The sequence below is a fragment of the Saccharopolyspora sp. NPDC050389 genome (assembly GCF_040655595.1).
In the GTDB taxonomy this organism is placed as follows: Bacteria; Actinomycetota; Actinomycetes; order Mycobacteriales; family Pseudonocardiaceae; genus Saccharopolyspora.
This window is the reverse complement of sequence record NZ_JBFAKG010000032.1, coordinates 13,479-36,147: the sequence shown is the minus strand read 5'-3', so window position 1 is coordinate 36,147 and position 22,669 is coordinate 13,479. Positions and strand designations below refer to the sequence as shown.

The window sequence follows — 22,669 nt, the reverse complement described above, 5'->3', positions numbered from 1 at the left end:
GGACTAGACGAGTTCTGGAGGTTTGCGAAGCACTCCTCCACCGCACGGCCTGCTGCCCATGCCGCGCGTTTCGCTTGGTCCCCGATCCCTCAGGCGTGCCAGCGAATCATCCGGTCAGAAGACCGACCATCCGGTCAGGGTGGTGAAGTGATCGAGCGCGGCCACACCGGCCACGGAGTTGCCGCGCTTGTCCAGCCCCGGGCTCCACACCGCGACCGCGCACCGGCCCGGCACGATCGAGAGGATCCCGCCACCGACCCCGCTCTTGCCCGGGACGCCGACCCGGTAGGCGAAATCCCCGGCGGCGTCGTAGGTCCCGCAGGTGAGCATGATCGCGTTGATCCGCTTGGCCTGCCTGCGGGTGACCAGTTGCGAACCGTCGCGGCGGACACCGTGCGCGGCGAGGAACAGCCCCGCCAGGGCCAGGTCGCGGCAGCTCATCTCGATCGAGCACTGCCGGACGTACTGGTCGAGCACGGTCGCCACCGGATTGCGCATGTTGCCGTAGGACGCCATGAAATGGGTCAGCGCCAGATTGCGGTCCGCATGGCCCGCCTCGGAAGCGGCGACCTCCTCGTCGACCCGCAGAGCCGAGTTGCCGCTTTCGGCTCGCAGGAACCCGAGCAGCTCCCCGGTGGCGTCGCCGACCAGGGAGATCAGCTCATCGGTGACCGTCAGCGCGCCCGCGTTGATGAAGGGGTTCCGAGGGATCCCACGTTCGTGCTCCAGCTGGACCAGCGAGTTGAAGGCACTGCCCGACGGCTCCCGGCCGACGCGCTGCCAGAGCGCCTCATCGCTGCCGGCGAGCACGAGTGCGAGGGTGAAGACCTTCGAGATGCTTTGCACCGAGAACGGCGTCTCCCAGTCGCCGACCCCGTGGACGCGGCCGTCGAGATCGGCGAGCGCGATGCCGAAGTGGCCGGGGTCGACTCGCGCGAGCGCCGGAATGTAATCCGCGACCGTTCCGGCCCCGCGCAGCGGGGCGACCTCGTCCACGACCTGTTCGAGCAGCTGAGTCAACTCCACGAAGGACCATCATGTCATCGCCGCGGCCGGGCCCTACCCGCGGCGGGGTCCGGTGACAGGCAACCTCCCGAAAATCGGGCTCTACTGCAGGAACTGTGGTGAGCAGCACCTGGCGGCGGCCGCTCGACGGCAATGATCGTCCAGTTCGGATGCACGGCGGGCCACCCGCCGGGATGTACTGACCCGCCTCGGAATCCCCGCCGATCTCGTCGTGGCGCTCAACCGCCACCTGGCACGAACGCCGGGTTCACTCCCAGACCACGACGTTGCGCCGCACGGGCGTCGCGGTGGAGTTGGTGACGAACAGCTCCGGGCTGCGCTCGCGGATCTGCTCGATGTCGGCGAAGACCTCGCGCAGGTGCGCGCGCATGGTCTCGCGGGCACGCGGTGGGTCGTGGTCGAGCACGGCCTCGAGGATCCGGACGTGCTGGTCGACGAACACGCGCGGTGAGTTCGCCTCGTAGAGCCCGAGGCGGCGCGCGCGGTCGAGGTGCCCCTTCGCGGACACCACGGTCGGCCAAGCGCTTTCGTGGCCGGACAGCCGCAGGAGCCCGCGGTGGAACTCCTCGTCGAGCACGAAGAAGTCCTCGAGATCGATCTGCGGCTCCTGCTGGCGCGCCAGGTTGGCCTCCAGTTCGGCGACCACCTCGTCGTCCAGCTCCGCCGGAAGGTCGTCGAGCGCGGCGAGTTCGACCGCCTCGCGCAGGAACTGGGCATCGGCCACGCTCCGCAGATCAACCCGGGAGACGAAGGAACCGACCTGCGGGAACACCTGCACCAGCCCCTCCTCGGACAGGAGGATGAGGCTCTCGCGCACGGGAGTGCGGCTCACGCCGAGGCTCGCGGCCAGCTCGTTCTCAGACAGCGCGGCCCCCGGCCGCAGCTCCAACGTCAGCATCTTGCGGCGCAGCGTCTCGTAGACGGCACGCCTGCTGGTGCGCCCTCTGGTCTCCTCGGTCACGGATCCAACACTAGTGGACAAGCCTGCCGAACTAGTACACCAGTGCTTGACCCTCTCCGCGACAGGTGCTTGTATACCAGCACTGCTACACCAGTCGTCGAGTCCTCGAGGGAGCGGATCCTGTGAGCAAGATCGAGCGGGCCGAGGTGTTCGTCGCCTCACCCGGCCGGAGCTTCGTCACGCTACGTCTGACCACGTCGGACGGGGTGATCGGACTCGGGGACGCCACGCTCAACGGCCGCGAGCTAGCGGTGGCCAGCTACTTGCGCGACCACATCGCCCCGCTGCTCATCGGCCGCGACCCCGCCCGCATCGAGGACGTCTGGCAGTACCTCTACCGCGGCGCTTACTGGCGGCGCGGCCCGGTGACGATGACCGCGATCGCGGCCGTGGACACCGCGCTCTGGGACATCAAGGGCAAGGTCGCGGGCCTGCCCGTCTACCAACTGCTCGGCGGCCGCTCGCGCGACGGGGTGCTGGTGTACTCGCACGCCAGCGGCACCGACGTGCCGTCGCTGCTCGACGACGTGGCCCGCTTCCGCGAGCTCGGCTACCAGGCGATCCGCGCGCAGGCCGCGGTCCCGGGCATCGGCGGAACCTACGGGGTGCGCAAGGGCGTGGTCTACGAACCCGCGGCCACCTCGCTGCCGGAGGAGCAGCCCTGGTCCACCGAGGCGTACCTGGACCACGCCCCGACGTATCTGGAGGCGATCCGCGAACGCTACGGCTTCGACTTCCACCTCCTGCACGACGTGCACCACCGCCTCACCCCGATCGAGGCCGCGCGGTTCGGCAAGCGCGTCGAGGACTGCCGCCTGTTCTGGATGGAAGACCCCACGCCCGCGGAGAACCAGGAATCCTTCCGGCTGATCCGCCAGCACACCACCACGCCGATCGCGGTCGGCGAAGTGCTGTCGTCGATCTGGGACGTCCAGCACCTCATCACCGAGCAGCTCATCGACTACGTGCGCACCAGCGTGGTGCACGCGGGCGGGATCACGCACCTGCGGCGGATCTTCGACCTGGCCGCGCTGTACCAGGTCCGCACCGGCTCGCACGGCGCCACCGACCTCTCCCCCGTCAGCCTGGCCGCGGCGGTGCACCTCGACCTCACCGTGCCGAACTTCGGCATCCAGGAGTACATGCCGCACGCACCCGAGACGATGGAGGTCTTCCGCAGCGGGGTGCGCTTCGAGGACGGCATGCTCCACCCGCCGGAAGAGCCCGGCCTGGGCGTCGAGTACGACGAGAAGGCCGCCGAGCGCTTCCCGTACGAGCCGCGCTACCTGCCGGTGGCTCGCCGCCTCGACGGCTCGGTGCACGACTGGTGAGCGCGATGCTGAGCCGGTCCACGACAGGCGAGCTCAGTCCGGAGATGCGACCGCTGGTCGATCCCGGCGAGCTGCGGCCGCGAATCGTCCACTTCGGACTCGGCGCCTTCCACCGGGCGCACCAGGCGGTGTACACCGAGGCCTCCGCGGCGCGATCCGGGCAGCCGTGGGGGATCGTCGCCGTCGGGCCGCGTTCAGCCGCCCCGGTGGAGGCCGCCCGCGCCCAGGACTGCCTGTTCTCGGTGACCGACCGGGTGCCAGGCGAGGGCCGGATCCGGGTGGTCGGCTCGGTGCTCGACGCGCTGATGATGCGGGCGGACGCCGAGCGCATCGACGGGCTCATCGCCTCGCCCGAGGTGACCACCGTAACTCTGACGGTGACCGAGAAGGGGTACTCGCGCGATCCCGGTACCGGGCTGCTGAACACCGCCGAGCCCGGGGTCACGGCCGATCTGACCGCGACCGCGGTCGGCGATACGGCGCCGATGCGCACCGTCGTCGGCAGGCTCACCGCCTCGCTCGCCGTGCGCTTCCGCGCGTCCGGCGCGCCGATCAACGTCGTCTCGTGCGACAACGCGGCCGGCAACGGCGCCGCGCTGGCGGCCGTGGTGCGCGGCTTCGTCGAAGCGTCGGCGTGGGCGGACCGGGACGCGCTGCTCGACTGGCTGCAGACCTCGGTCGCGTTCCCCTCCACGGTCGTTGACCGCATCGTCCCCGCGACGACGCCCGAGGACCGGGCGGCGGCGTCGAAGGCGCTTGGCCTGCGCGACGAGACGCCGGTGGCGGGTGAGCCGTTCCGCCAGTGGGTGATCGAGGACCGCTTCGCCGCCGAACGCCCGCCGTGGGAGCTGGACGGCGCGCTCGTCGTTCCCGACGCGGGCCCGCACCAGCTGATGAAGCTGCGCCTGCTCAACGGATCCCACTCGATCCTGGCGTACCTCGGGCTCGCCGCCGGGCGCGACACCGTCGCCGACGCCCTGGGATCGGACTGGGGCGAGCGGGCGGTGCGCCGCTTCGCCGCGGAGGTCGCGGCGACCCTCCCGGAGGCGGGGCTCGACGTGGCCGGGTACGTCGAAGCCCTGGTCGAGCGGTTCGGCAATCCGGCCATCGGTCACCGGCTGCGGCAGATCGGTTCGGACGGTTCGCTGAAGATCCCCGAGCGGTGGCTTCCCGCCCTGCGCGCGCTTCGGGCGGGCGCGGCCGCCACGCCCGTGCTGGAACTCGCACTGGCCGCCTGGGTCAACGCCACCCGCCCCGGCAACGACGGCGGCCAGATGTTCGGCACGGACGATCCGGCCGCCGAGGCGCTCGCGCGGTGCTGGCGGGGCGCCGCCGAACCTGCCGTGGTCGCACGGCTGCTGACCGCCATCGGCGCCGCCGACCTGGCCGAAGACGCCGACCTCGTGTCCGCGGTCGCCGATCACCTACCGGCCCTGCGCGCAGGCCGGATCGAGTTGTGAGACCGCCCCCAGTACGTGAAGCAAAGGAGCGCACGGATGACTGAGAGCACGCAGACGGAGCCGGACGGCTCCGTACGGCGGACGACGCGCGATCTCAGCCGCGCCGCCGTGTCCGGCTGGCTCGGCACGGCCATGGAGTTCATGGACTTCCAGCTGTACTCGCTGGCCGCCGCCATCGTCTTCAACAAGATCTTCTTCCCGGACGTGAGCCCGGCCATCGGGCTGATCGCCGCGATGGCCACCTACGGCGTCGGGTACGTCGCGCGCCTCGTCGGCGCCGTCTACTTCGGACGGATGGGGGACCGGATCGGCCGAAAGAAGGTCCTGTTCCTCACCATCATGCTGATGGGCGGCTCGACGACGCTGATCGGCGTGCTCCCGCCGTACCAGATGATCGGCATCGCCGCGCCGATCCTGCTCGTCGTGCTGCGGCTCATCCAGGGGTTCGGAGCGGGCGCGGAGATCGCCGGGGCTACGGTCATGCTGGCCGAGTACGCGCCGAAGAAGCGCCGCGGCCTCATCGCGTCGCTGGCGGCGCTGGGCACCAACTCCGGCACGCTCGCCGCATCCGGGCTGTGGGCGGTGCTGCTGGCGGTGCTGTCGGAGGAGCAGCTGCTCAGCTGGGGCTGGCGGCTGCCGTTCCTGCTGAGCTTCGTGCTGCTGCTGCTCGGCGTGTGGATGCGCTCGAACCTCAAGGAAAGCCCGGTCTTCGAGGAGCGGCCCGACGTCGTCGACGGTGTCGCCCTGTCGCGCAGCGAGATCGAGAAGTCCACCGAGCACTCGCTGGAGGCGGGGCTGCACCAGAGCAAGGGCAAGGCGTTCCTGCTGACGCTGGGGCTGCGGTTCGGCCAGGCCGGGAACTCCGGTCTGGTGCAGACCTTCCTCGTCGGCTACATCACCACGAACCTGCTGGTGAGCAAGTCCGTGCCGACGGCCGCGATCGTCTACGGCTCGCTGCTGGGGTTCGCCACGGTTCCGCTGGTGGGCGTGTTGGGCGACCGGTTCGGCCGTCGCCCCGTGTACCTCGCGATGACCGCGCTGACCATCGTGCTCGCGGTGCCGATGATGGCGACGATCGCCGCCGGGCACACCGTGGCGCTTTCCGTCGCGATGGTCGTGGGCCTGAACATCGGCGTGCTCGGGCTGTTCTCGCTGGAGAGCGTCACGATGGCGGAGATGTTCGGCTCCCGGAACCGCTTCACCCAGCTCGCCGTGGCCAAGGAGATCGGCGGCGTCCTGGCCACCGCGATCGGCCCGGTGCTGGCCGCCACGCTCACCGCCGTGACCGGGCACTGGTGGCCAATCGCGGCGATGCTCATCACCTACTCGTTGATCACGTTCGCGTCGGCGTACTTCTCGCCGGAGACCCGCGGTCGTGACCTGGTCCGGTTGGAGGACGCGGTATGAGGGCCGTGGTCGTGCATGGCCCTGGCGACGTCAGGGTCGAGCGGCTGCCTGATCCGGTGCCCGGCGACGGCGAGGTCGTCATCGCCATGGAGTGGGGCGGCATTTGCGGTTCGGACGTGTCCTACTGGCGGCACGGCGGCTCCGGTACCGCGGTGCTGAAGTATCCGCTGGTGCTGGGGCACGAGGTCGCCGGACGGGTCGCGAGCGTCGGCCGCGGGGTGACCGGGGTCGAGGTCGGCCAGCCGGTCACCGTCCACCCGGCCGAGTTGGTCGGTCCCGAGGCGCTGCCCGAGCGGCTCGCCGGGCGCACCAACCTTCATCCCCGGGTCCGGTACTTCGGCTCGGCGGCGTTCCACCCGCACACCGACGGCGGTTTCAGCGAGTTCCGGGCCGTGCGCGCCGATCAGCTGCGACCGTTGCCGGAGGGCGTGAGCACGCGGCGGGGCGCGCTGGCGGAGCCGCTCGCGGTCGCGCTGCACGCGGTCAACCGCGCCGGGGATCTGGCGGGGCGGACGGTGCTGGTCAACGGGGCCGGGCCGATCGGCGCGCTCGTCGTGGCCGCGGCGAAGCATCGCGGGGCCGGCACGGTGATCGCCGCCGATCTCGCCGGTCCCGCGCTGCGCATCGCCGAACGCCTCGGCGCCGACGAGGTGCGGAACCTCGCCGCAGGCGACTCGCTGCCCGCAGACGTCGAGCTGGTCTTCGAGGCGTCGGGCGCGCCGGGCGCGCTCGGGCCGGTGCTGCGCGCGACCGCGCGCGGCGGCACGCTCGTGCAGGTCGGCAACCTGCCCGGCGAGCCGGCGCCCGCCGCCCTCGGCGACCTGGTGACCAGGGAGATCACCTGGATCGGCTCGTACCGGTTCGTCGACGAGATCACCGACGCGCTCGGCGCCCTGGCCGACGGGCTGGACGTTGATCCGCTCATCACGCACACCTTCGACCTCGACGATGCCGCGGCGGCGCTCGCCGTCGCGGCGGACCGGACGAGCACCAGCAGCAAGGTTCTCCTGCGGCTGGGCGGGGAAGGAAACGAATGACGCCGGTCGTGACGCTGGGCGAGACGATGGCGCTGCTGAACACCCCGGCACAGGGACGTGTCGTGGCCGGTTCGGCGCTGCCGGTCGGCATCGGGGGCGCGGAGTCCAATGTGGCCATCGGGCTGGCCCGGCTCGACGTGCCCTGCACCTGGATCAGCCGCGTCGGGGACGACGCGCTGGGCTCGCTGGTGACGCGCGAGATCCGCGCCGAGGGAGTGCGGGTGCTCGCGCACCGCGACCCCGAGGCACCGACCGGGATCATGCTCAAGGAGATGCGGGGCGGCAGGCCGTGGCGCGTCCGCTACTACCGGCGCGACAGCGCGGCCTCGCGGCTGTCCACATCGGACATCGATGAGTCGCTGATCGCCGCGGCCGACGTCGTGCACCTGACGGGCATCACCGCGGCGCTCGGGCCCGCGCCGCTCGGCACCCTCGACCACGTCATCGAGCTCGCGCGAGCCACGGGCACGCTGGTCTCGTTCGACGTCAACCACCGCGCGGCCCTGTGGTCGCCGCAGGAGGCTTCGCCGGTCCTGGCCCGGCTCGCCGCGGCCGCGGACATCTTGTTCGCGGGGCAGGAGGAGGCCGCGCTGCTGCTGGGCCGCGACCCCGGCGAGCCCTCGTTCGAGTCGGGCGAGGAACTGGCGCACGCGCTCGCCAAGACCGGCCCGCGCGCGGTGGTGGTCAAGCTCGGCGCCCTCGGTTCGCTCGCCCTCGACGGCGACCAGATCCACCGCGCGGCCGCGGTGCCGGTCACCGTCGTCGACCCCGTCGGCGCGGGTGACGCATTCGTCGCCGGATATCTGAGCGGCCTGGTCTCAGGCAGTCCGGCCCCGGAATGCCTGCAGTCCGGCAACGCGGCCGGCGCGGCGGTGTGCGGCGTGCCCGGCGACTGGGAAGGACTGCCCACGCGCGCGGAACTGGAGTCGCAGGCTCTCGCCGGAGAGGTCGTCAGGTGACGGAGTTGTTGAGGCGCTGCCCGGTCATTCCCGTTGTGGTGCTGGACGATCCGGCGCAGGCGCTGCCGCTCGGCGCGGCGCTGGAGGAACGCTGGGACGAGGTCACCGAACGATCGACCGCCGCATTCCGCGCAGCGGGCGCGGAGCGCGGGTAGTCGTCCGCGAAAGTTCAGGTGACGATCGGCGGCATGGGCGGACGCGGCTGCGCCCGAGCTGCCATGCCGATTTCGCGCCCATCAGCCACGACCACGCCAAAGCGCAAAGCCGCTGCGTCCCTGCCACGACCGGAAGACCCGAGCCGAAAAGCCCAGCGACAGCAGGCAGATCGGACATGGTAGACGCGATCGTCAGTGCCACATCTGCAGACGTTCGCAGCAAAGGGGAGGTTGCGGGCTTGGTCGTCCGGGCTTTGACGGCACGCTTGGGCAGCGGACGGGTAGCTGGACCGGATGCGCTCTTGAAGTCCTCGATCGACATCGACCCGGGCACGTCTGGACCAGGAGCGATGTCGCCGCTCTGCTGAGCTCGGGTTTCCCAGCACGCTCCAGCAGTCCCGGCCGCCTGCCATGGTCATGAGACCACCGGTTTGCCACGAGCCGGGGGCCGGCTCGGGCCTGGTCGTGGGCCGTGGTGATCCTGCCCCAGTGGTGGGCGCGCCTCGGGTCTTCTTCTCAGACACCCTTCGCCACGTTGGGAATCAGCGAGGTGAAGGCGCGCGACTCGGTGCAGAGCTCGTCGCCAGCAACTCACTTCGGATCCTGTTCGCCCTGCCGGTGTTGGCTTCCCGGCAGGTCGCGAGGTCGCCTCCCGGACGGCCTGACTGCCTGCTCAGCTGGATGCCGGCTCCGCAGCCCAGCGGCGCCCGCGGGTGGAGAGTTCACTGAGCATTGCGGCCACCTGATCAGCGGTGTATCCCGTGTCGCCCTGGAGCCACCACACGAGTGTCCCGATCAGCTCGCCCGCCCACGCGCGCGCGACGAGTTCCACGGGGATGCGCGGGGCGTGGCCGGATTGTTCAGCACGCGCCTGGAACAGAGCCTCGGCTTCTTCGCTGGTCCGTTCGTAGAACTCACGCAACGGCCGGCCGTCGCCGGCGCCCTGAAGGATCACTCGGTAGACGGCAGCGTTCTTCTCGGCGTGCGTGAAAATGCTGCGCAGGGGGTAGCCCGTGAAGCCATCGGGGCACTGTGCCTCGTACTCCGCCATCCACGCAGCCCGATCCTCGGTGAGCGAGCGGGCGATGTCGACGAGGACGTCCTCCTTGGCCTTGTAGTGGGCGTAGAAGGTCGCCCTCGCCACGTCCGCGCGGTCGAGGATGTCCTCGACCGCGAGCGAGCCGAAGCCCTGTTCGGCGCACAGCTCTACGAGCGCCTCGCGGATCGCCCTGCGGGTGCGGCGCACCCGTCGGTCGCCGCCTCCGGACTGCGGTGACATGGCCCGGCTCCTCTCCGTCAGGTCCTCGGTTCGGCGGGTCTCGAACTCATGATTCCCCACGCTGCGCAGGCGGCGATGCGGAGGGCCACGCCCGAGTCCACGTGGCCTGCACGTTTGACGACCTGGCGCCCGCACAGGCCCTTCGAGACCACGATCGCCGTCGCTGCTGCGGTGATCCCCCAGCAGGAGAGGCGCATTGACGGTGGATGCAACCCACCGTACGATCACGAACTGTTTGTTCAAAAACATACATATTGTTCATTTATGGAGCTGTCTCGTGAAGATCGCAGCGGACGGTCCTCGGTCCCCGGCCACGCTGGCCGAACGCCTCATCGCCCAAGGAAAGGCACTGCTGCCCGAGCTGGTGACGCTGCGACGGGCGATCCACGCAGAACCCGAGCTGGGCCTGCAACTGCCAGAGACCCAACGGAAGGTGCTCGAGGCGCTCGCCCCCCTCGATCTGGAGATGCAAACCGGAACGGCACTGACCTCGGTGGTCGCGGTCCTCCGCGGCGCCCACCCGGGCCCGACCGTGCTGCTGCGCGCCGACATGGACGCCCTGCCGCTGCAGGAGGCGACCGACCTGCCGTTCCGGTCGACCAACGGAGCCATGCACGCCTGCGGCCACGACCTCCACGTCGCCGGACTCGTGGGCGCTGCCCACCTCCTGCACGCGCACCGCGACGAGCTCGTCGGCGACGTCGTATTCATGTTCCAGCCCGGCGAAGAAGGGTTCGGCGGAGCCCGGCTCATGCTGGACGAGGGTCTGCTCGACGTGACCGGCGAACACCCGGTCGCGGCGTACGCCGTGCACGTCGGCCCCGGTCCCCGCGGCACCTTCCTGACCAGGTCCGGCACGGTGACCGCAAGTTCGAGCACGTTCTCCGTAGAGGTGTCCGGACGCGGGGGCCACGGCTCCCGGCCGCATGAGGTCGTCGACCCGGTGCCGGCGCTGGCCGAAATCGTGTTGGGACTCCAGTCCTTCGTCACCCGCCGGTTCGACGTCTTCAACCCGGTGGTGCTGTCGGTGACCAACCTCGCCGCGGGGACGGGCGCCAGCAACGTCATCCCCGGTTCCGCCCGGCTCAGCGGGACCGTGCGGACCATGTCCCCCGAGGCGCTGGCCAGGGTCGAGGCCGAGTTGCCCCGTGTCGTCGCCGGGATCGCCGAGGCGCACTCCGCCACGGCGACCGCGGAGATCACCACCGGCTATCCAAGCGTCGTCAACGACCAGGCAACCACGGAGCGCGCTCTTGAAGTTCTGCGTGCGGCGTTCGATGGCCGGATCCTCGCGGCACCGCATCCCACCATGGGCGCCGAGGACTTCTCCTACGTCGCCCAGCACGTGCCGGCCACGATGCTGATGCTGATGGCGAGTCCGCCCGACCTCGACGAGACTCCCGCGCCGAACCACTCCCCGCACGCGATGTTCGACGACGCCGTCCTCGGCGACCAGGCCGCCGCGCTCGCGCTCCTCGCCGCGCAGACCCTCACCGCACACGCACCGGCAACCCGCTGACCGTGCCCAATTCACCGGAAGAGACCACCCCATGAACCTTGCCCAGTTCCTGCGCCGCAATGCGGTGCACCAGCCCGGAGCCGAGGCCGTCGTCTGCGAGCAGACCCGGATGACCTACGCCCAGCTGGACCACGACTCCGACCGGCTCGCCGCCGCTCTCCAAGATCTCGGCTTGGCCGCAGGTGACCGGGTCGCCACGCTGTCGTGGAACTGCGCCGAACTCGTGGTGACCGAGTTCGCGCTCTACAAGGGCGGTTTCGTGCGGGTGCCGATCAACGCCCGGCTGAGCGAGGGCGAGGTTGCGCACCTGTTGCGCGAATCCGGCGCCCGCGTCCTGCTCGCCGGTCCCGAGCACGTCCCGGTGGCGGTCGCCGCGGCGGTCGACAGCCCGGTCGAGCACGTGGTCGGGCTACCCGGCGCCGTGGGCGCGCAGCACGGGTACGCCGATTTCCTGGCCCGGACCGACGCGCCGCCCGCGTGGGCCGACGTGTGCCCGGAGGACCCCGCGGTGCTGCACTTCACCTCCGGCTCCACCGGAGCCCTCAAGGCGGCGGTGCAGACGCAGGGCAACCGGCTGGCCCTCATGCGCAAGTTCGCCTCCAGCCCCGAAGTCCGCGTCGGCCCCGGCCAACGGCAACTGCTGGTCGGCCCGATCACGCACGCATCGGGAATGCCGATCATCGGCATCGTGTTCGCCGGTGGCTGCCTCGTGGTGCTGCGCGGTTTCGAGCCCAAGCAGGTGCTGGAAACCATCGAGCGGGAGCGGGTGACGCACGCGCTGCTCATCCCGACGATGATCAATTTCATCCTGCAGGCCTGTTCGCGCGACGACTTCGACCTGAGCAGCTTGGAGCGCGTGGTGTACGGCGCCGCACCGACGACGCCGACCCGGATTCGTGCGGCCTGGGACTTCTTCGGCCCCGTCCTGGCGCAGGCGTACGGGGCGGGCGAAACCACCTCGGCGGTCATGTTCCTCACCACCGAGGACCACCGGCGGGCCATCGAGGACGGCGAGCAGGAGCTGCTGTCCTCGTGCGGACGACCGGCCACCGAAGCCGAGGTCCTCGTCGTGGACGACGACTTCCGGGAGGTGCCGCCCGGCGAGGTGGGCGAGATCGTGGTCCGCGGCCCGGAGGTGGTGCCCGGCTACCACGAGGCCCCGGAGCTGACCGCGCGCAGCTTCCGGGACGGCTGGTTCCGCACCGGTGACCTGGCCACCCGCCGCGAGGACGGCTACGTGTTCATCGTCGACCGGAAGAAGGACATGATCATTTCCGGCGGCTTCAACATCTACTGCGTCGAGGTGGAGGCGGTGCTGCACCGCCATCCCGACGTCTACGACGCCGCCGTCGTCGGCGTACCCGACGACCGGTGGGGCGAGGCGGTCAAAGCCGTGGCGGTGCGCCGTCCAGGTTCCACTGTGGACGCCGAGGCGCTGATCGAGTTCTGCGGCGAGCACCTGGCACGCATGAAGCGCCCGCGATCTGTCGACTTCGTCGATGCGCTGCCGATCAACCAGAACGGGAAGATCGACCGGAAGGCGATCCGCGAGACCTACTGGGCCGGCGTCGACCGCCGGGTCAACTGAGGAGGCCCGATGACCTTCACGCCGGAACCCGACTACCGCCACCTGCCCGAGCTGCAGGGCTGGGTCGCCAAGCTGCGGTCCTACCTCGACGAGGAGCTGATCCCGTTCGAGCGCGAGCGCGGCATCACCGCCGAAACCCGGCTCGACCGAACGACCCTGCGACAGGTGTGGCGCCGCAGCCGCGAGCTCGGCTTCTACGGCATCAACCTGCCGTCGGAGCTGGGCGGCCACGGACTGTCGAACCACGACCTGTGCGTGCTCAAGGAGGAAGCCGCAGCCCGCGGGTCGTCGCTGTTCCCGAACGTCCTCGGCGACATGGGCGGGCCCCTGCGGGTGGGCGTGGCGCTCAACGTCGCCACCCAGGAGCAGCTGGAGCGGTACTTCCTACCGGTCGTCCGCGGCGAGCGGGCCTGCTGCTTCTCGCTCACCGAACCCCAGGCCGGCTCCGACATCCGCCGGATGACGACGACCGCCCGGCGCGACGAAGACGGGTATCGGCTGACCGGCCGCAAGGTGTTCAGCTCCGCAGCTCCCTTCGCCGACTTCGCGATCGTGGTCGCCCGCCACCACGACGAGGGCGAGACGTACAGCGCGTTCATCGTCGACTTCGACGCTGCGGGCTGCACCGTGCTCGACGGCGACACCCCCATGTCCGGCCAGCACATCGAGGGCGACATCCTCCTCGAGGACTGCTTCGTGCCCGCGGCGAACGTGCTCGGTCCCCTCGGCAAGGGGCTGCAGGTCGGTGTCGGCCGGATCAACATGAACCGCCTGCTGCACTGTCCCACCATGATCGGCCTCGCCCGGCGCGCCCTGCAGCTGTCGCTGGATTACGCCCGCAACCGCACCGTCTTCGGCGGCCCCATGGTCGAGTTGCAGGCGATCCAGCACCACCTCGCGCAGATGTCCACCGACCTGCATGCCGCCCGCGCGATGGTGCTGGCCACCGCGGCCCAGGCCGACCGCGGTGAGCCGATCGTCGTCGAGGCCAACATGTGCAAGCTGTTCACCGCCGAAGCGGCCTTCCGGGTGGCCGACCTCGCCGTGCAGATCCACGGCAAGACCGGCGTCACGCAGGGGCACGAGGTGGAGCAGATCTTCCGCACCCTGCGCATGTTCCGGATCGTCACCGGCACCACCGAGATCCACAAGAACGCGATCGCCAAGGGCCTCGCGGGAAGGGCCGCAACGGCAGCCGGAGCCTCGCGGTGAGCGCCGCCACCCGGACTGAGGGGGCCGCCGTGACACCCGGGCACGGGACCCGCTGGTCGCGTGGCAAGAACCTCGCCCTGCTCACCGCATCGACCTCCATGGACAACGCCGAGAACAGCATCACCACGGTGATGTTCCCGCTCATGCGCGACGCCTTCGGGCTGTCGGCGGCAGCACTGGGCACGATCGTCGCGGTCGCCAAGGTCGCAGGCGCCGCCACGAGCGTCCCGTGGGCGATGCTCGGCCGCCGGTACTCGCGACGGACGGTCCTGGCGATCTGCTCCGGGTTCTGGGGCGTCTGGATCATGGCCGCCGGCATGTCCACGAACTTCACCCTGTTCCTCGTGTTCTACGGCATCGGAGCCGCCGGCTTCGCCGGTTCCGGTGCCATTGCCCTGGAGATCCTCGGCGACGTCTACGACGACCACCACCGGGGCCGCGCCACCGGAATCCTCTACGCCGGGGTCGCGATCACCGCTGGCGTCAGCGCACCGGTGTTCGGATTACTGGCGCACGTCGACAACGGCTGGCGCTACGGCTACCTCTGCTCGGGCGCGATCTGCCTGGTGATCGGTGTCCTGATCCTGGTTTTCCTCGACGACCCCAGGCCATCGGCCTCCAGCAGCGCACCGCATCGCGACGAACTTGAGACCAAAGCGCGAAGGACGCGCAACGGCCTGCGCCAACTGCTTCGCATCCGGAGCTTCCGCTACCTGCTGGTGCAGCGCCTCTTCTCGGGCCAGAACGTGATGATGAGCTTCGGGATCGTGTTCCTGGTCGAGGAGCGCGGGTTCTCGACCTCGACGGCATCGGTCGCCGCGCTGCCGTTCTCGCTGGGGTACGTCGTCGGCACCCTCCTCGGAGGGCGACTCCTGGACCGCCTCCACCTGGCCCTCCCCCGAAGCGGCCGCGTGGTCATGCTCCAGGCCAGCCAGCTCGCCTTCGCCGCCATCGCCTTCGTCGCGCTGCAGCTCACGGCGGAGGGCATCGCGCCGTACGCGGTGCTGTTCGCGATGCTCGGGCTGCTCCAGGGACAGGTCCCCGTCGTGAACCGCCCGCTCGTGATGGCGGTCGTTCCACCGCACCTGCGTTCCCTGGCGTTCGCCGTCTCCGTCTACCTGGTCGAGTCCGTCTCATACGGCGGCTACGCACTGCTCACGGGCTACCTCGGGGACCAGATCGGGCTGCAACTCTCGCTGCTCCTCATCACGGTCGCACTCACCACGGCGAACGGTCTCGCCTCGGCCGCCTTGTACCACCCTTATGCCCACGACAGCGCCGAGCAGGCACGCCGGGACGTCACCGCCAACGAAGGATGACGCATTTCCGCAGGCAGCAAACCCGGACAGCACAGGCACATCCGCCGTTCCAAATGACTGATCGGGACCACTTCAACACCCACCGTCCACATGAGAGCCTCGATCAACACCCGCCGGAAACACCATTTCCGTTACAGACCCGGCCGGCACGGTGGTCCGCTGGAAGAGAGCCGACCTGCTTAGCCGTCGGAGTCTTCGGTGGGCCCGGCGATCGTGCGGGGTTCGTCGCTTCGGCCGACGCTGATGCGGCGGGGTTTGGCCTGCTCGGCTACCGGGATCCGCAGGGTCAGCACCCCGTTGCGGTACTCGGCCTGGATGCGGTCGACATCCAGGGCTCCGCCGAGCTGCAGTTGCCGGGCGAACGTGCCGGTGGGGCGTTCGGCGACCACCCAGCCGACTTCCGAACCGCTGGACTCGGTCGGGCTGCGCTGAGCACGCACTGTCAGTGTGTTGTGCTCGGCGATGATTTCCAGAGACTCGCCCTCAATGCCTGGTAGGTCGAACTCGACGACGTACTCCTCACCGCGGCGGTAGGCATCCATCGGCATGGGCTGCGGCGCGCGGGCCGCACTGAGCACCTCGTTGGCCAACCGGTTGATGTCGCGGAACGGGTCGAACTGCAGTACCGGCATCGCACACCTCCTTTCGAACACACGCCCTGGGGATGGGATTTACCGTCCCCGGATGGCGGCTCAGGTGCGCTCTCGATGGCAGGATGACGTCCCTGCTGATACATGGTGCAAGTCGACTGCTGAGCAGAATTCTAGTCCGGCAAGGAGAGATCCCTCCATGCACCGCGACGCTTGTGGCAGATGCGCATTCGAGAGCCGGCTGGGGACGATGGCTGCGGTCTCGGCCCGTTTCAACAGGTCCCGTGGACACTGAAGAACTGGGTCTGTTGGCCAGCGACACTCCTGTGGTGATACGTGGCAGAGGTGCCGGTGTGCTGATGGTTTCGGGGTGTCCTCGGCCTTTGCGGAACAAGCAGTCGCCTGCGGTGGCTCTGGGCCGGGATTAGGCTGCTGAGCACACCCATGGGGTTGTGGGAGTCGCTAGGCGAGTTGGGTCATAGGACTGGTGGGGGCGATCATGACTTCCGATGCAGCGCCCGATGCTGGCGGACAACGGCGGGCCCGGCGGTGTAGCTCGGGTGACGCCGTGGAGACCGTGGGCGAACCGGACGACGCACGTCCGGGCGGCGCGGGCACAGGGCGGGGCAGTGACTTCGCCGAGTTGGTTCAGATGGTCAAGCAGCGTGGTTTGCTCGATCTTCGCCGCGTTTACTATGCGGTGAAGATGGCCTTCAACGGCGCGGTGCTGGCGGTCGGCGCGGTGGCGTTCGTCTTGCTCGGTGATTCGTGGTGGCAGCTGGTCACTGCGGTGGCCTTGGCGGGAGTGTTCACTCAGCTGGCCTTCATCGGACATGATGCCGGGCACCGCCAGATCTTCCGCTCCCGCCGGGCCAACGATCTGGTAGGTCATGTTCACGGCTGTCTGACGGGAATCAGCTACGGCTGGTGGGTCGGCAAGCACCGGCGTCACCACGCCAATCCGAACCACGAGGATACCGACCCCGACATCGACATTCAGTCGCTGGCGTTCACCGCCGAGCAGTCTCGCACCAAGCGCGGCGCTCTCCGGTGGATGGCCAAGTACCAAGCGTTCTTGTTCTTCCCTCTCCTGATGCTGGAGGGGATCGTTCTGCACGTCCACAGCATCCGGGCCGTGCTGCGGCGGGAGGTGAAGGCGCACCGAGTGGAAGCCGCTCTGCTCGCCGCTCATGTGGTGGGCTACCTGGTGGTGGTGTTCCTGGTGTTGTCACCGCTCAAGGCGGTGGCGTTCATCGCGGTACATCAGGGGCTGTGGGGCGTGTACATGGGCTGTGCGTTCGCGCCCAACCACAAGGGCATGCCGACCCTGTCCGCGGCCGACAAGCTGGACTTCCTGCGCAAGCAGGTGCTCACCTCCCGCAACGTTCGCGGGGGCCGGTTCGTGGACTTCCTGCTCGGTGGCCTGAACTACCAGATCGAACATCACCTTTTCCCCAGCATGCCGCGGCCGAACCTGCGCCACGCCCAGCCGCTTGTGCGCCAGTTCTGCACCAGCCGCGGAGTGTCATACAGCCAGTGCGGCCTGTTCCATTCCTACGCACTGGTCCTGCGGCACCTGCACGCCGTCGGCGCACCACTGCGACACCCATCGGTGCCGCAGCAGTACTAGACCGATGATCCGTTCCTCCGCCGAGCGGGTCTACCGGACCGTGAGAAGGTGGCCGCCGTCGTTTTCCCAACGGGCTTCCGGTGATTCCTCGGTTGGCTTCGGATCATCGGCCAGCAGGTCGTGGGGAGAGGCGACGCTGTCTTGTTCGGACGCTTTGGCCAGGACCGCGTTGCCGCGAAGTTCGGTCGTCTCCGCGGGGACGAGCAACAGGACCATATGGTGTCCGCTCGGGTCCGTCAGGCTGACCGTGTGCTGATCGAGTGCGTGGAAGCCTTCGAGACGTACCTGGCGTCCATTGATGCGGAGTTTCCTGGGGGCCGGTTCCCAAGCGGTCAGGTTGTAGGCGAGCCGGGTCATCGGCCCCGAGGTGGCGGTGAGTGCGGTGAGCAGCGACGTGAACTCGGTTGCTGGGTTCGTCGAGCGCGGCCACCAGGCGCCGTCGACGAATCCTCGCGTGCTCGTTGCCGGCTTGAGCGTGAAGCGCGGAGCGGTGCTCGGGCGCGGCTGGTCGAGTCCCATGGTGGAACTCCTTCCCGGTCGATCAACGACCGGTATTGACCCCCGGGACTGTGGAGCTGGACTGCTCACGTTGCCGAGAACCTCGTTGATCTCAGACTACGCCGAATGCCCTTGATCAGGGGCGATAGCGAGGGTTCGCGAGCGTTCGGGGTGCTCGCTCCCGCTCCGGTTGCCGGCGAGGGCACGGTCGCCGAGCGGACGATGGGGGTAGCGGTGTTGCCCGGGGAGGTGGCCGTGATGGTCAGGCAACCCCGGCATCCTGCCGGGGTCACCAGGTGGATGCCGCGGCTCGTCACGTGCCATGCACCGCCGTCCGGCTCGTACCGGATGCGGAGCCGGAGCGGCCAGGTCCCGTGGACATCAGTTCTCCACCGCGGACGGCAACAGCGCTCCGTCCTTCGTGGACGGATTTCGGGCCCTTGGCCGCCCGGTAGCGACGTCCCGGGCGGTCACCGCCCACTCGGAGACCACCCGGGCGCCCCAGCCAGGACGAACAGTCGACGACGAGTCATGTAGCCACTGTGGACAGTCCCTTTCGTCCTCGCGCAACCGATCAGGTGGGCGGTCACGCCAACGTCGCGATGACGATGACGATGACGATGACGATGACGATGACGAAGCGGTACCGCACGTCGGAGGCCAGCACGCGTTCGTAGGCTTCGTTGATCTTCTCCGCGCCGATCACCTCGGCTTCGGCACCGACGCCGTGCTCGGCGCAGAAATCCAGCATCTCCTGGGCTTGGCGGATGCCACCGGTCAGCGAGCCGGATATCAACCGCCGGTTGCCCGGCAGCGAGAACACGTTGAACGACACCGGCTCCGGCGGAGCGCCAACGTTCGCCAGCGGCTCCGCCGAGCCCCAGCAGGTACAGGTAGGCGCTCACGTCCAGGGACGCGCGCACCGTGTTCACGATGAGGTCGAACGAACCGGCCAGCTCCTCGAAGGTCGCCGGATCGCTGGTCGCGCGGTAGTCGTGCGCGCCGAGGCTGAGACCGTCGTCCTTCCCCACGGAGCCGCTTGCTGCGTGCAGGGTGACCTGGCGGTTGCTTCTGGGCGTATGAAAGGGCCTCCGCAGCTGCGGAGGCCCTTACCGGAACGCCAGCTCGAGTTTGACGAGCGTCTTTCGCACTTCTGAACTCCGCCTGCTCCAGAACTTCCGGCGGGGCTCAGGACTACGAACGTCCTTGAGTTGGACCATGCATTCCTTCGGGGCTGTCGCGATAGCCCCTTCGGTTCACCGACCCTCTCAATCGATTCACCGCACTTTTAGTACACGCCCGTTCAGGGCAAAAGTCAATGAATCGAGCCGTCTGAGCTGCGGAAATTTGGTGCAGACAGAGTCACGTAGGTCAACGAATGCGCGGAGAGAACACCGGATCTGCCCAACGTTCCCCGTCGTTCCCTTCGTCCAGAAACCATTCGCCTGCCCCTGCGGAGGATCGGCAGATGGCCACTTCGCGGGCGACGGGCGACGGGTGGCACCGGTACAGCAACGGGTTCACCAGGCGGTTCCCCAGCGGGTTCTGCCAGCTGCAGCCGCAGCCGTGGTCGAAGCACTCGCGTTGTTCGTCGAGGGGGCAGTCGCAGTCCGCCCGCGACGATCAGCGAGCGGATCGAGGCCGGACAGCGGGAAACCGTGTGCTGCAACGAGTGTCATGGGCGGCGTGGCGGCTGGAGCAGGCCGAACGGGAACGGCTGTGGGCACTGGTCTCGGCTCGGGCCGAGGGCGTCTCGATCCGGACGCTGGCGAAAGCGGCGGGGCCCTCGTCGCCGGGGCCGACGTGGAGGCGGCTGAGGCCGCGTTGGGCAAGCCGCGGGCGGCGGGCTGGCCTGCCCCGGAGGCCCCGGACGACGGGGATGATCCCGAACTGGGCGGGCGAGACCAGGTGGCCGACCGGCTCAGTGATGAGGTGGACTGGCTGCGCCAGTGCGCGGCCTGGTTGACCCAGCTCGACACCGGCCGCTACCCGCCGGTGGTGAACCTGCGCCCGATCGCCGACTGGCCGGCCACCTGCAACCGAGCCGTGGATCTCGCGCGGGTCGCCGCTGTGCTGGAGCGCATCGCCGCCGATGTGGACGAACTGGCCCGCGCCCGCCGCGTCGAGAACCTCGACGGCGCGGCCGTGCGTGGGGACGCGCGGGCCGAGCGGCGGCGTCGGCTGGCCGAACCGGACCTGGACTTCCGCACCTTCCGCGAGACCACCACCCTGCCGACCAGTTCGACGCCGCAACTGGAACGGGTCTGGGAAGCCTGGCAGGCTGAGCGGTACCGCCGGGGCAAAACCGAGCATCCGCCGGATCTCCGGGACAACCCGTTCCGCCCCCGCTGAGCACGCGCCGTTTTTCGCAGCTCAGACGGCTCGATTCATTGACTTTTCCCCTGAACGGGCGTGTACTAAAAGTGCGGTGAATCGATTGAGAGGGTCGGTGAACCGAAGGGGCGATCGCGACAGCCCCGAAGGAATGCATGGTCCAACTCAAGGACGGAGTGCAGAAGTGAGAAAGACGCTCGTCAAATTCGAGCTGGCGTTCCGGTAAGGGTCTCCGCAGCTGCGGAGGCCCTTTCATATGCCCAAAAGCGCCTCGCCTGCGTGGCGATCAGCGCCCGTGATCACGCGAATTACGTGCCCAGTACGCCTGTTCGGCCTCCAGCCTGTTCGTCTCGGGTCAGATTGTCGAGATCGGCCCAGGTGAGCCGTTGGAACCGAGCCATCAGAACGAGCCTTTCCGCCGGTGCTGGGCGTCGATGGAGTCGTATGCGGTCTGCTTGCGCTGCCGCAGGTCGGCCCACGGTGCGCGAGAGCTGATCACGATCGATCCCGGGCTGTTCATCGCGGACTCCGGCCGTAGGTGGTGCGGCGGGCGGGCGCGGCGCTGGCTTCGGCGTGGGCGGCGACGCGCTCAACACCGTCGCCGCCGTGGCGGCTGTCCTCGATGGCGGCAGCGGTGCTGATGACGTTGCCCACCAGGGCCTGACGATCGTGGAGAGCGGTGCGGATGCACCCGGCGAACTCTCGCTGCGATGGCGAGCTTCCACGACTGGGCGATCCTCGCCAAGGATGCTGCGAGCCCGCGCCCCTCGAAGTGCCCGCATGGTGTTACCGCCACTCGTGATCGGCTTCTCCGCCTGTGCCAAATGTTCTGGAATCCCGGGCGTTGAAGCGGTTACCGGTCATCCGGTGGGCGACACCCTCGCCTGTGATGCAAGCGGGGCCCGTGGGGCGTCAGAACTCAGGACGCTCCTGCCTGGTCGATGCTCATGCCGCGGGTTTCACGAGCACGGAGCACGACGGGTCCGAGGCACACCAGGAAGATCGCGCAAATGAGCCAGAACGGAGCACTCGTCCCCCAATTGGCTTGCAGGAAGGGAATCGACGCGACGACGAGAACTCCACCGAAGCACCGGCTCGCGGACTCCACGAACCCGGCGGCGGTTCCCCGTGCGTGAGTGGGGAATTGCTCGGCCGTGAACAGCTTGGTGAAGGGCACCAAACCCGTGCAGAAGAACGCGCTGACAAGACCGAAGGCGACAGCGAGTGCAAGGCTCTGGGATAGCGCGAGCATGCTGAAACCGAACACGGCGCCGAGGCTGTAGGTGAGGAAGGTCTTCTTACGGCCGAGTCTGTCGGCAAACTGCCCCACCGCGGTCGCCCCCACTGCGCCGGCAATGATGATCCCGATGGTGGTGACCAGCGCTCCCTGGGCTGACATCCCCATGTCCGCGTAAATCGTTGACGCGTACACCAAGAGCACATAGGCACCGGCACTTGCGCCGGCGCAGATCAGTAGGCACAGCACGAGTCGGCCGAGCAGCGGCCGGCGAAACAGGGCCGCAGACTTGCTGCCTCGTTCGGTGCCGGCCTCGTATTCCGCTTGCACGATGGCAGTGATCCCGGGGTGCAAGAGCGAGCTGTCGTGCTCGTATCCCGCCTCGCGTTCCATCCGCTCCACCAGCGCCTGCGCTGCGACTCCGCGTCCCTTGAGCAGCAGCCAACGCGGGCTTTCCGGCAGATACCGGTAGATGAACGGCACCGCCAGGATCGGCAGGCCGCCGAGGAGGAACAGGATGCGCCAGGCCAGATCGACCGGAAGGCGGTCGATCACGGCGAGCGCAGCAGCCTGAGGAATCAGATAGCTCAGCGCGAGCACCGCGGACGCCGCGGCGATCATTCTTGCGCGGGACCGGGTCCCCAGCAGTTCCGAGAGCATGAGGTACGGGATCGGGAAGACCGCGCCGAGCGCGAGGCCGCCGAGAAGGCGCATCGCCATGATCCAACCGACATCCGCCGACACCGCGCACAGCGCGGAGAACAGCGAAAACAGCGTGACGCCCCAGAGCAGCACCACCTTGCGGCCGTGGCGGTCGATGAGACGACCGGCGAGGGCTGCGCCCACGATGATGCCGCTGGTGGACGCGATCCCGAGCTGGGCGGTGCCCTGAGCCGTCAGGCCCCAGGACTCCTTGACCAGCAGCAGGATTGGGCCGATCACCCCGGTCTCGAACCCCTCCGCGACCCAGATGACGGTCACGAGGATCGTCGTCAGCAGCGCTGTCCTCGTCATGGGTAGCCGGTCGAGGCGGGACAGCAGGTTGGCCGTCACCATAGCGTCCGGCGCGATGGTTTTCTCTTGCATAGGGCCCTCCTTGGAGGGATGAGTGGCCGGCAGAGACGAGG

At 69.1% G+C, this 22,669-nt stretch carries 19 protein-coding genes and 1 pseudogene; 12 read left to right on the top strand and 8 right to left on the bottom strand.

The annotated features are described in order from the left end of the window. Positions 1-114 precede the first annotated feature (114 nt). Complete coding sequence (locus AB0I53_RS21900) at positions 115-1,026, bottom strand: glutaminase (RefSeq protein WP_358605800.1); 912 nt, start codon at positions 1,024-1,026, stop codon at positions 115-117. A 247-nt stretch (positions 1,027-1,273) separates the two neighbouring features. After that, positions 1,274-1,987 carry a GntR family transcriptional regulator gene (locus tag AB0I53_RS21895; protein WP_358605797.1) on the bottom strand — a complete coding sequence of 238 codons (714 nt, stop codon included), beginning with the start codon at positions 1,985-1,987 and terminating at the stop codon, positions 1,274-1,276. A gap of 122 nt (positions 1,988-2,109) precedes the next feature. Between AB0I53_RS21895 and manD the strand changes: the two genes are divergently transcribed. Genes manD through AB0I53_RS21865 form a run of 6 tightly spaced genes read left to right on the top strand, consistent with a single transcriptional unit; the run spans position 2,110 to position 8,336 of the window. After that, positions 2,110-3,318, top strand: coding sequence for a D-mannonate dehydratase ManD (gene manD / locus AB0I53_RS21890; RefSeq protein WP_358605794.1), 1,209 nt, complete (start codon positions 2,110-2,112; stop codon positions 3,316-3,318). 5 nt (positions 3,319-3,323) lie between these two features. Further along, positions 3,324-4,778, top strand: a complete 1,455-nt coding sequence (locus tag AB0I53_RS21885; protein ID WP_358605961.1) for a mannitol dehydrogenase family protein — start codon at positions 3,324-3,326, stop codon at positions 4,776-4,778. Between the two features lie 36 nt (positions 4,779-4,814). After that, a complete protein-coding gene (locus AB0I53_RS21880) occupies positions 4,815-6,185 on the top strand; it encodes an MFS transporter (protein WP_358605791.1) in 1,371 nt (456 codons plus the stop codon). Continuing rightward, positions 6,182-7,222, top strand: a complete 1,041-nt coding sequence (locus tag AB0I53_RS21875) for an L-idonate 5-dehydrogenase (RefSeq protein ID WP_358605788.1) — start codon at positions 6,182-6,184, stop codon at positions 7,220-7,222. The genes AB0I53_RS21880 and AB0I53_RS21875 overlap by 4 nt, the downstream gene beginning before the upstream one ends. Beyond that, complete coding sequence (locus AB0I53_RS21870; RefSeq protein WP_358605785.1) at positions 7,219-8,181, top strand: sugar kinase; 963 nt, start codon at positions 7,219-7,221, stop codon at positions 8,179-8,181. Before AB0I53_RS21875 ends, AB0I53_RS21870 begins: the two co-directional genes overlap by 4 nt. Continuing rightward, positions 8,178-8,336 (top strand): hypothetical protein, encoded by a 159-nt coding sequence (locus AB0I53_RS21865; protein WP_358605782.1) that lies wholly within the window; start codon positions 8,178-8,180, stop codon positions 8,334-8,336. The genes AB0I53_RS21870 and AB0I53_RS21865 overlap by 4 nt, the downstream gene beginning before the upstream one ends. 673 nt (positions 8,337-9,009) lie before the next feature. Here AB0I53_RS21865 and AB0I53_RS21860 read toward each other — a convergent pair. Further along, positions 9,010-9,615 (bottom strand): TetR/AcrR family transcriptional regulator, encoded by a 606-nt coding sequence (locus AB0I53_RS21860; protein WP_358605779.1) that lies wholly within the window; start codon positions 9,613-9,615, stop codon positions 9,010-9,012. A gap of 277 nt (positions 9,616-9,892) precedes the next feature. On the opposite strand from AB0I53_RS21860, the gene AB0I53_RS21855 reads away from it, so the two are divergent. Genes AB0I53_RS21855 through AB0I53_RS21840 form a run of 4 tightly spaced genes read left to right on the top strand, consistent with a single transcriptional unit; the run spans position 9,893 to position 15,253 of the window. After that, on the top strand, positions 9,893-11,134 hold the full coding sequence (locus AB0I53_RS21855) for a M20 family metallopeptidase (RefSeq protein ID WP_358605776.1): 1,242 nt from the start codon (positions 9,893-9,895) through the stop codon (positions 11,132-11,134). Positions 11,135-11,165: 31 nt separating this feature from the next. Continuing rightward, positions 11,166-12,722, top strand: a complete 1,557-nt coding sequence (locus tag AB0I53_RS21850; protein ID WP_358605773.1) for a long-chain fatty acid--CoA ligase — start codon at positions 11,166-11,168, stop codon at positions 12,720-12,722. 9 nt (positions 12,723-12,731) lie between these two features. Beyond that, entirely contained in the window at positions 12,732-13,934 is a 1,203-nt protein-coding gene (locus tag AB0I53_RS21845) for an acyl-CoA dehydrogenase family protein (RefSeq protein WP_358605770.1), read from the top strand. Positions 13,935-13,963: 29 nt separating this feature from the next. Further along, a complete protein-coding gene (locus tag AB0I53_RS21840) occupies positions 13,964-15,253 on the top strand; it encodes an MFS transporter (RefSeq protein ID WP_358605767.1) in 1,290 nt (429 codons plus the stop codon). A 179-nt stretch (positions 15,254-15,432) separates the two neighbouring features. Here the strand turns inward: AB0I53_RS21840 and AB0I53_RS21835 are convergent, their stop codons facing one another. Next, positions 15,433-15,885 carry an Hsp20/alpha crystallin family protein gene (locus AB0I53_RS21835; protein WP_358605764.1) on the bottom strand — a complete coding sequence of 151 codons (453 nt, stop codon included), beginning with the start codon at positions 15,883-15,885 and terminating at the stop codon, positions 15,433-15,435. 610 nt (positions 15,886-16,495) lie between these two features. On the opposite strand from AB0I53_RS21835, the gene AB0I53_RS21830 reads away from it, so the two are divergent. Further along, positions 16,496-17,473: an acyl-CoA desaturase gene (locus AB0I53_RS21830; protein ID WP_358605958.1), complete on the top strand. Its 978-nt coding sequence runs from the start codon at positions 16,496-16,498 to the stop codon at positions 17,471-17,473. Between the two features lie 30 nt (positions 17,474-17,503). Here the strand turns inward: AB0I53_RS21830 and AB0I53_RS21825 are convergent, their stop codons facing one another. Both AB0I53_RS21825 and AB0I53_RS21820 read right to left on the bottom strand, forming a co-directional pair. Then, positions 17,504-17,992 (bottom strand): DUF5994 family protein, encoded by a 489-nt coding sequence (locus tag AB0I53_RS21825; protein ID WP_358605761.1) that lies wholly within the window; start codon positions 17,990-17,992, stop codon positions 17,504-17,506. Positions 17,993-18,557: 565 nt separating this feature from the next. Next, positions 18,558-19,032 (bottom strand): annotated as a pseudogene (locus AB0I53_RS21820) (zinc-binding dehydrogenase); the annotation flags it as partial. A 658-nt stretch (positions 19,033-19,690) separates the two neighbouring features. Here AB0I53_RS21820 and AB0I53_RS21815 point away from each other — a divergent pair. Next, positions 19,691-20,323: a hypothetical protein gene (locus AB0I53_RS21815; protein WP_358605759.1), complete on the top strand. Its 633-nt coding sequence runs from the start codon at positions 19,691-19,693 to the stop codon at positions 20,321-20,323. A 498-nt stretch (positions 20,324-20,821) separates the two neighbouring features. Here the strand turns inward: AB0I53_RS21815 and AB0I53_RS21810 are convergent, their stop codons facing one another. Both AB0I53_RS21810 and AB0I53_RS21805 read right to left on the bottom strand, forming a co-directional pair. After that, a complete protein-coding gene (locus AB0I53_RS21810) occupies positions 20,822-20,959 on the bottom strand; it encodes a hypothetical protein (protein WP_358605756.1) in 138 nt (45 codons plus the stop codon). 265 nt (positions 20,960-21,224) lie between these two features. Then, positions 21,225-22,628 (bottom strand): MFS transporter, encoded by a 1,404-nt coding sequence (locus AB0I53_RS21805; RefSeq protein WP_358605753.1) that lies wholly within the window; start codon positions 22,626-22,628, stop codon positions 21,225-21,227. Positions 22,629-22,669: the final 41 nt, after the last annotated feature.

Coding starts and splice junctions, on each gene's coding strand:
- AB0I53_RS21805 (WP_358605753.1), bottom strand. CDS start 22,628: ATGCAAGAGAAAACCATCGCGCCGGACGCTATGGTGACGGCCAACCTG.
- AB0I53_RS21850 (WP_358605773.1), top strand. CDS start 11,166: ATGAACCTTGCCCAGTTCCTGCGCCGCAATGCGGTGCACCAGCCCGGA.
- AB0I53_RS21835 (WP_358605764.1), bottom strand. CDS start 15,885: ATGCCGGTACTGCAGTTCGACCCGTTCCGCGACATCAACCGGTTGGCC.
- AB0I53_RS21880 (WP_358605791.1), top strand. CDS start 4,815: ATGACTGAGAGCACGCAGACGGAGCCGGACGGCTCCGTACGGCGGACG.
- AB0I53_RS21860 (WP_358605779.1), bottom strand. CDS start 9,615: ATGTCACCGCAGTCCGGAGGCGGCGACCGACGGGTGCGCCGCACCCGC.
- AB0I53_RS21885 (WP_358605961.1), top strand. CDS start 3,324: ATGCTGAGCCGGTCCACGACAGGCGAGCTCAGTCCGGAGATGCGACCG.
- AB0I53_RS21845 (WP_358605770.1), top strand. CDS start 12,732: ATGACCTTCACGCCGGAACCCGACTACCGCCACCTGCCCGAGCTGCAG.
- AB0I53_RS21870 (WP_358605785.1), top strand. CDS start 7,219: ATGACGCCGGTCGTGACGCTGGGCGAGACGATGGCGCTGCTGAACACC.
- AB0I53_RS21875 (WP_358605788.1), top strand. CDS start 6,182: ATGAGGGCCGTGGTCGTGCATGGCCCTGGCGACGTCAGGGTCGAGCGG.
- AB0I53_RS21830 (WP_358605958.1), top strand. CDS start 16,496: ATGGTCAAGCAGCGTGGTTTGCTCGATCTTCGCCGCGTTTACTATGCG.
- AB0I53_RS21825 (WP_358605761.1), bottom strand. CDS start 17,992: ATGGGACTCGACCAGCCGCGCCCGAGCACCGCTCCGCGCTTCACGCTC.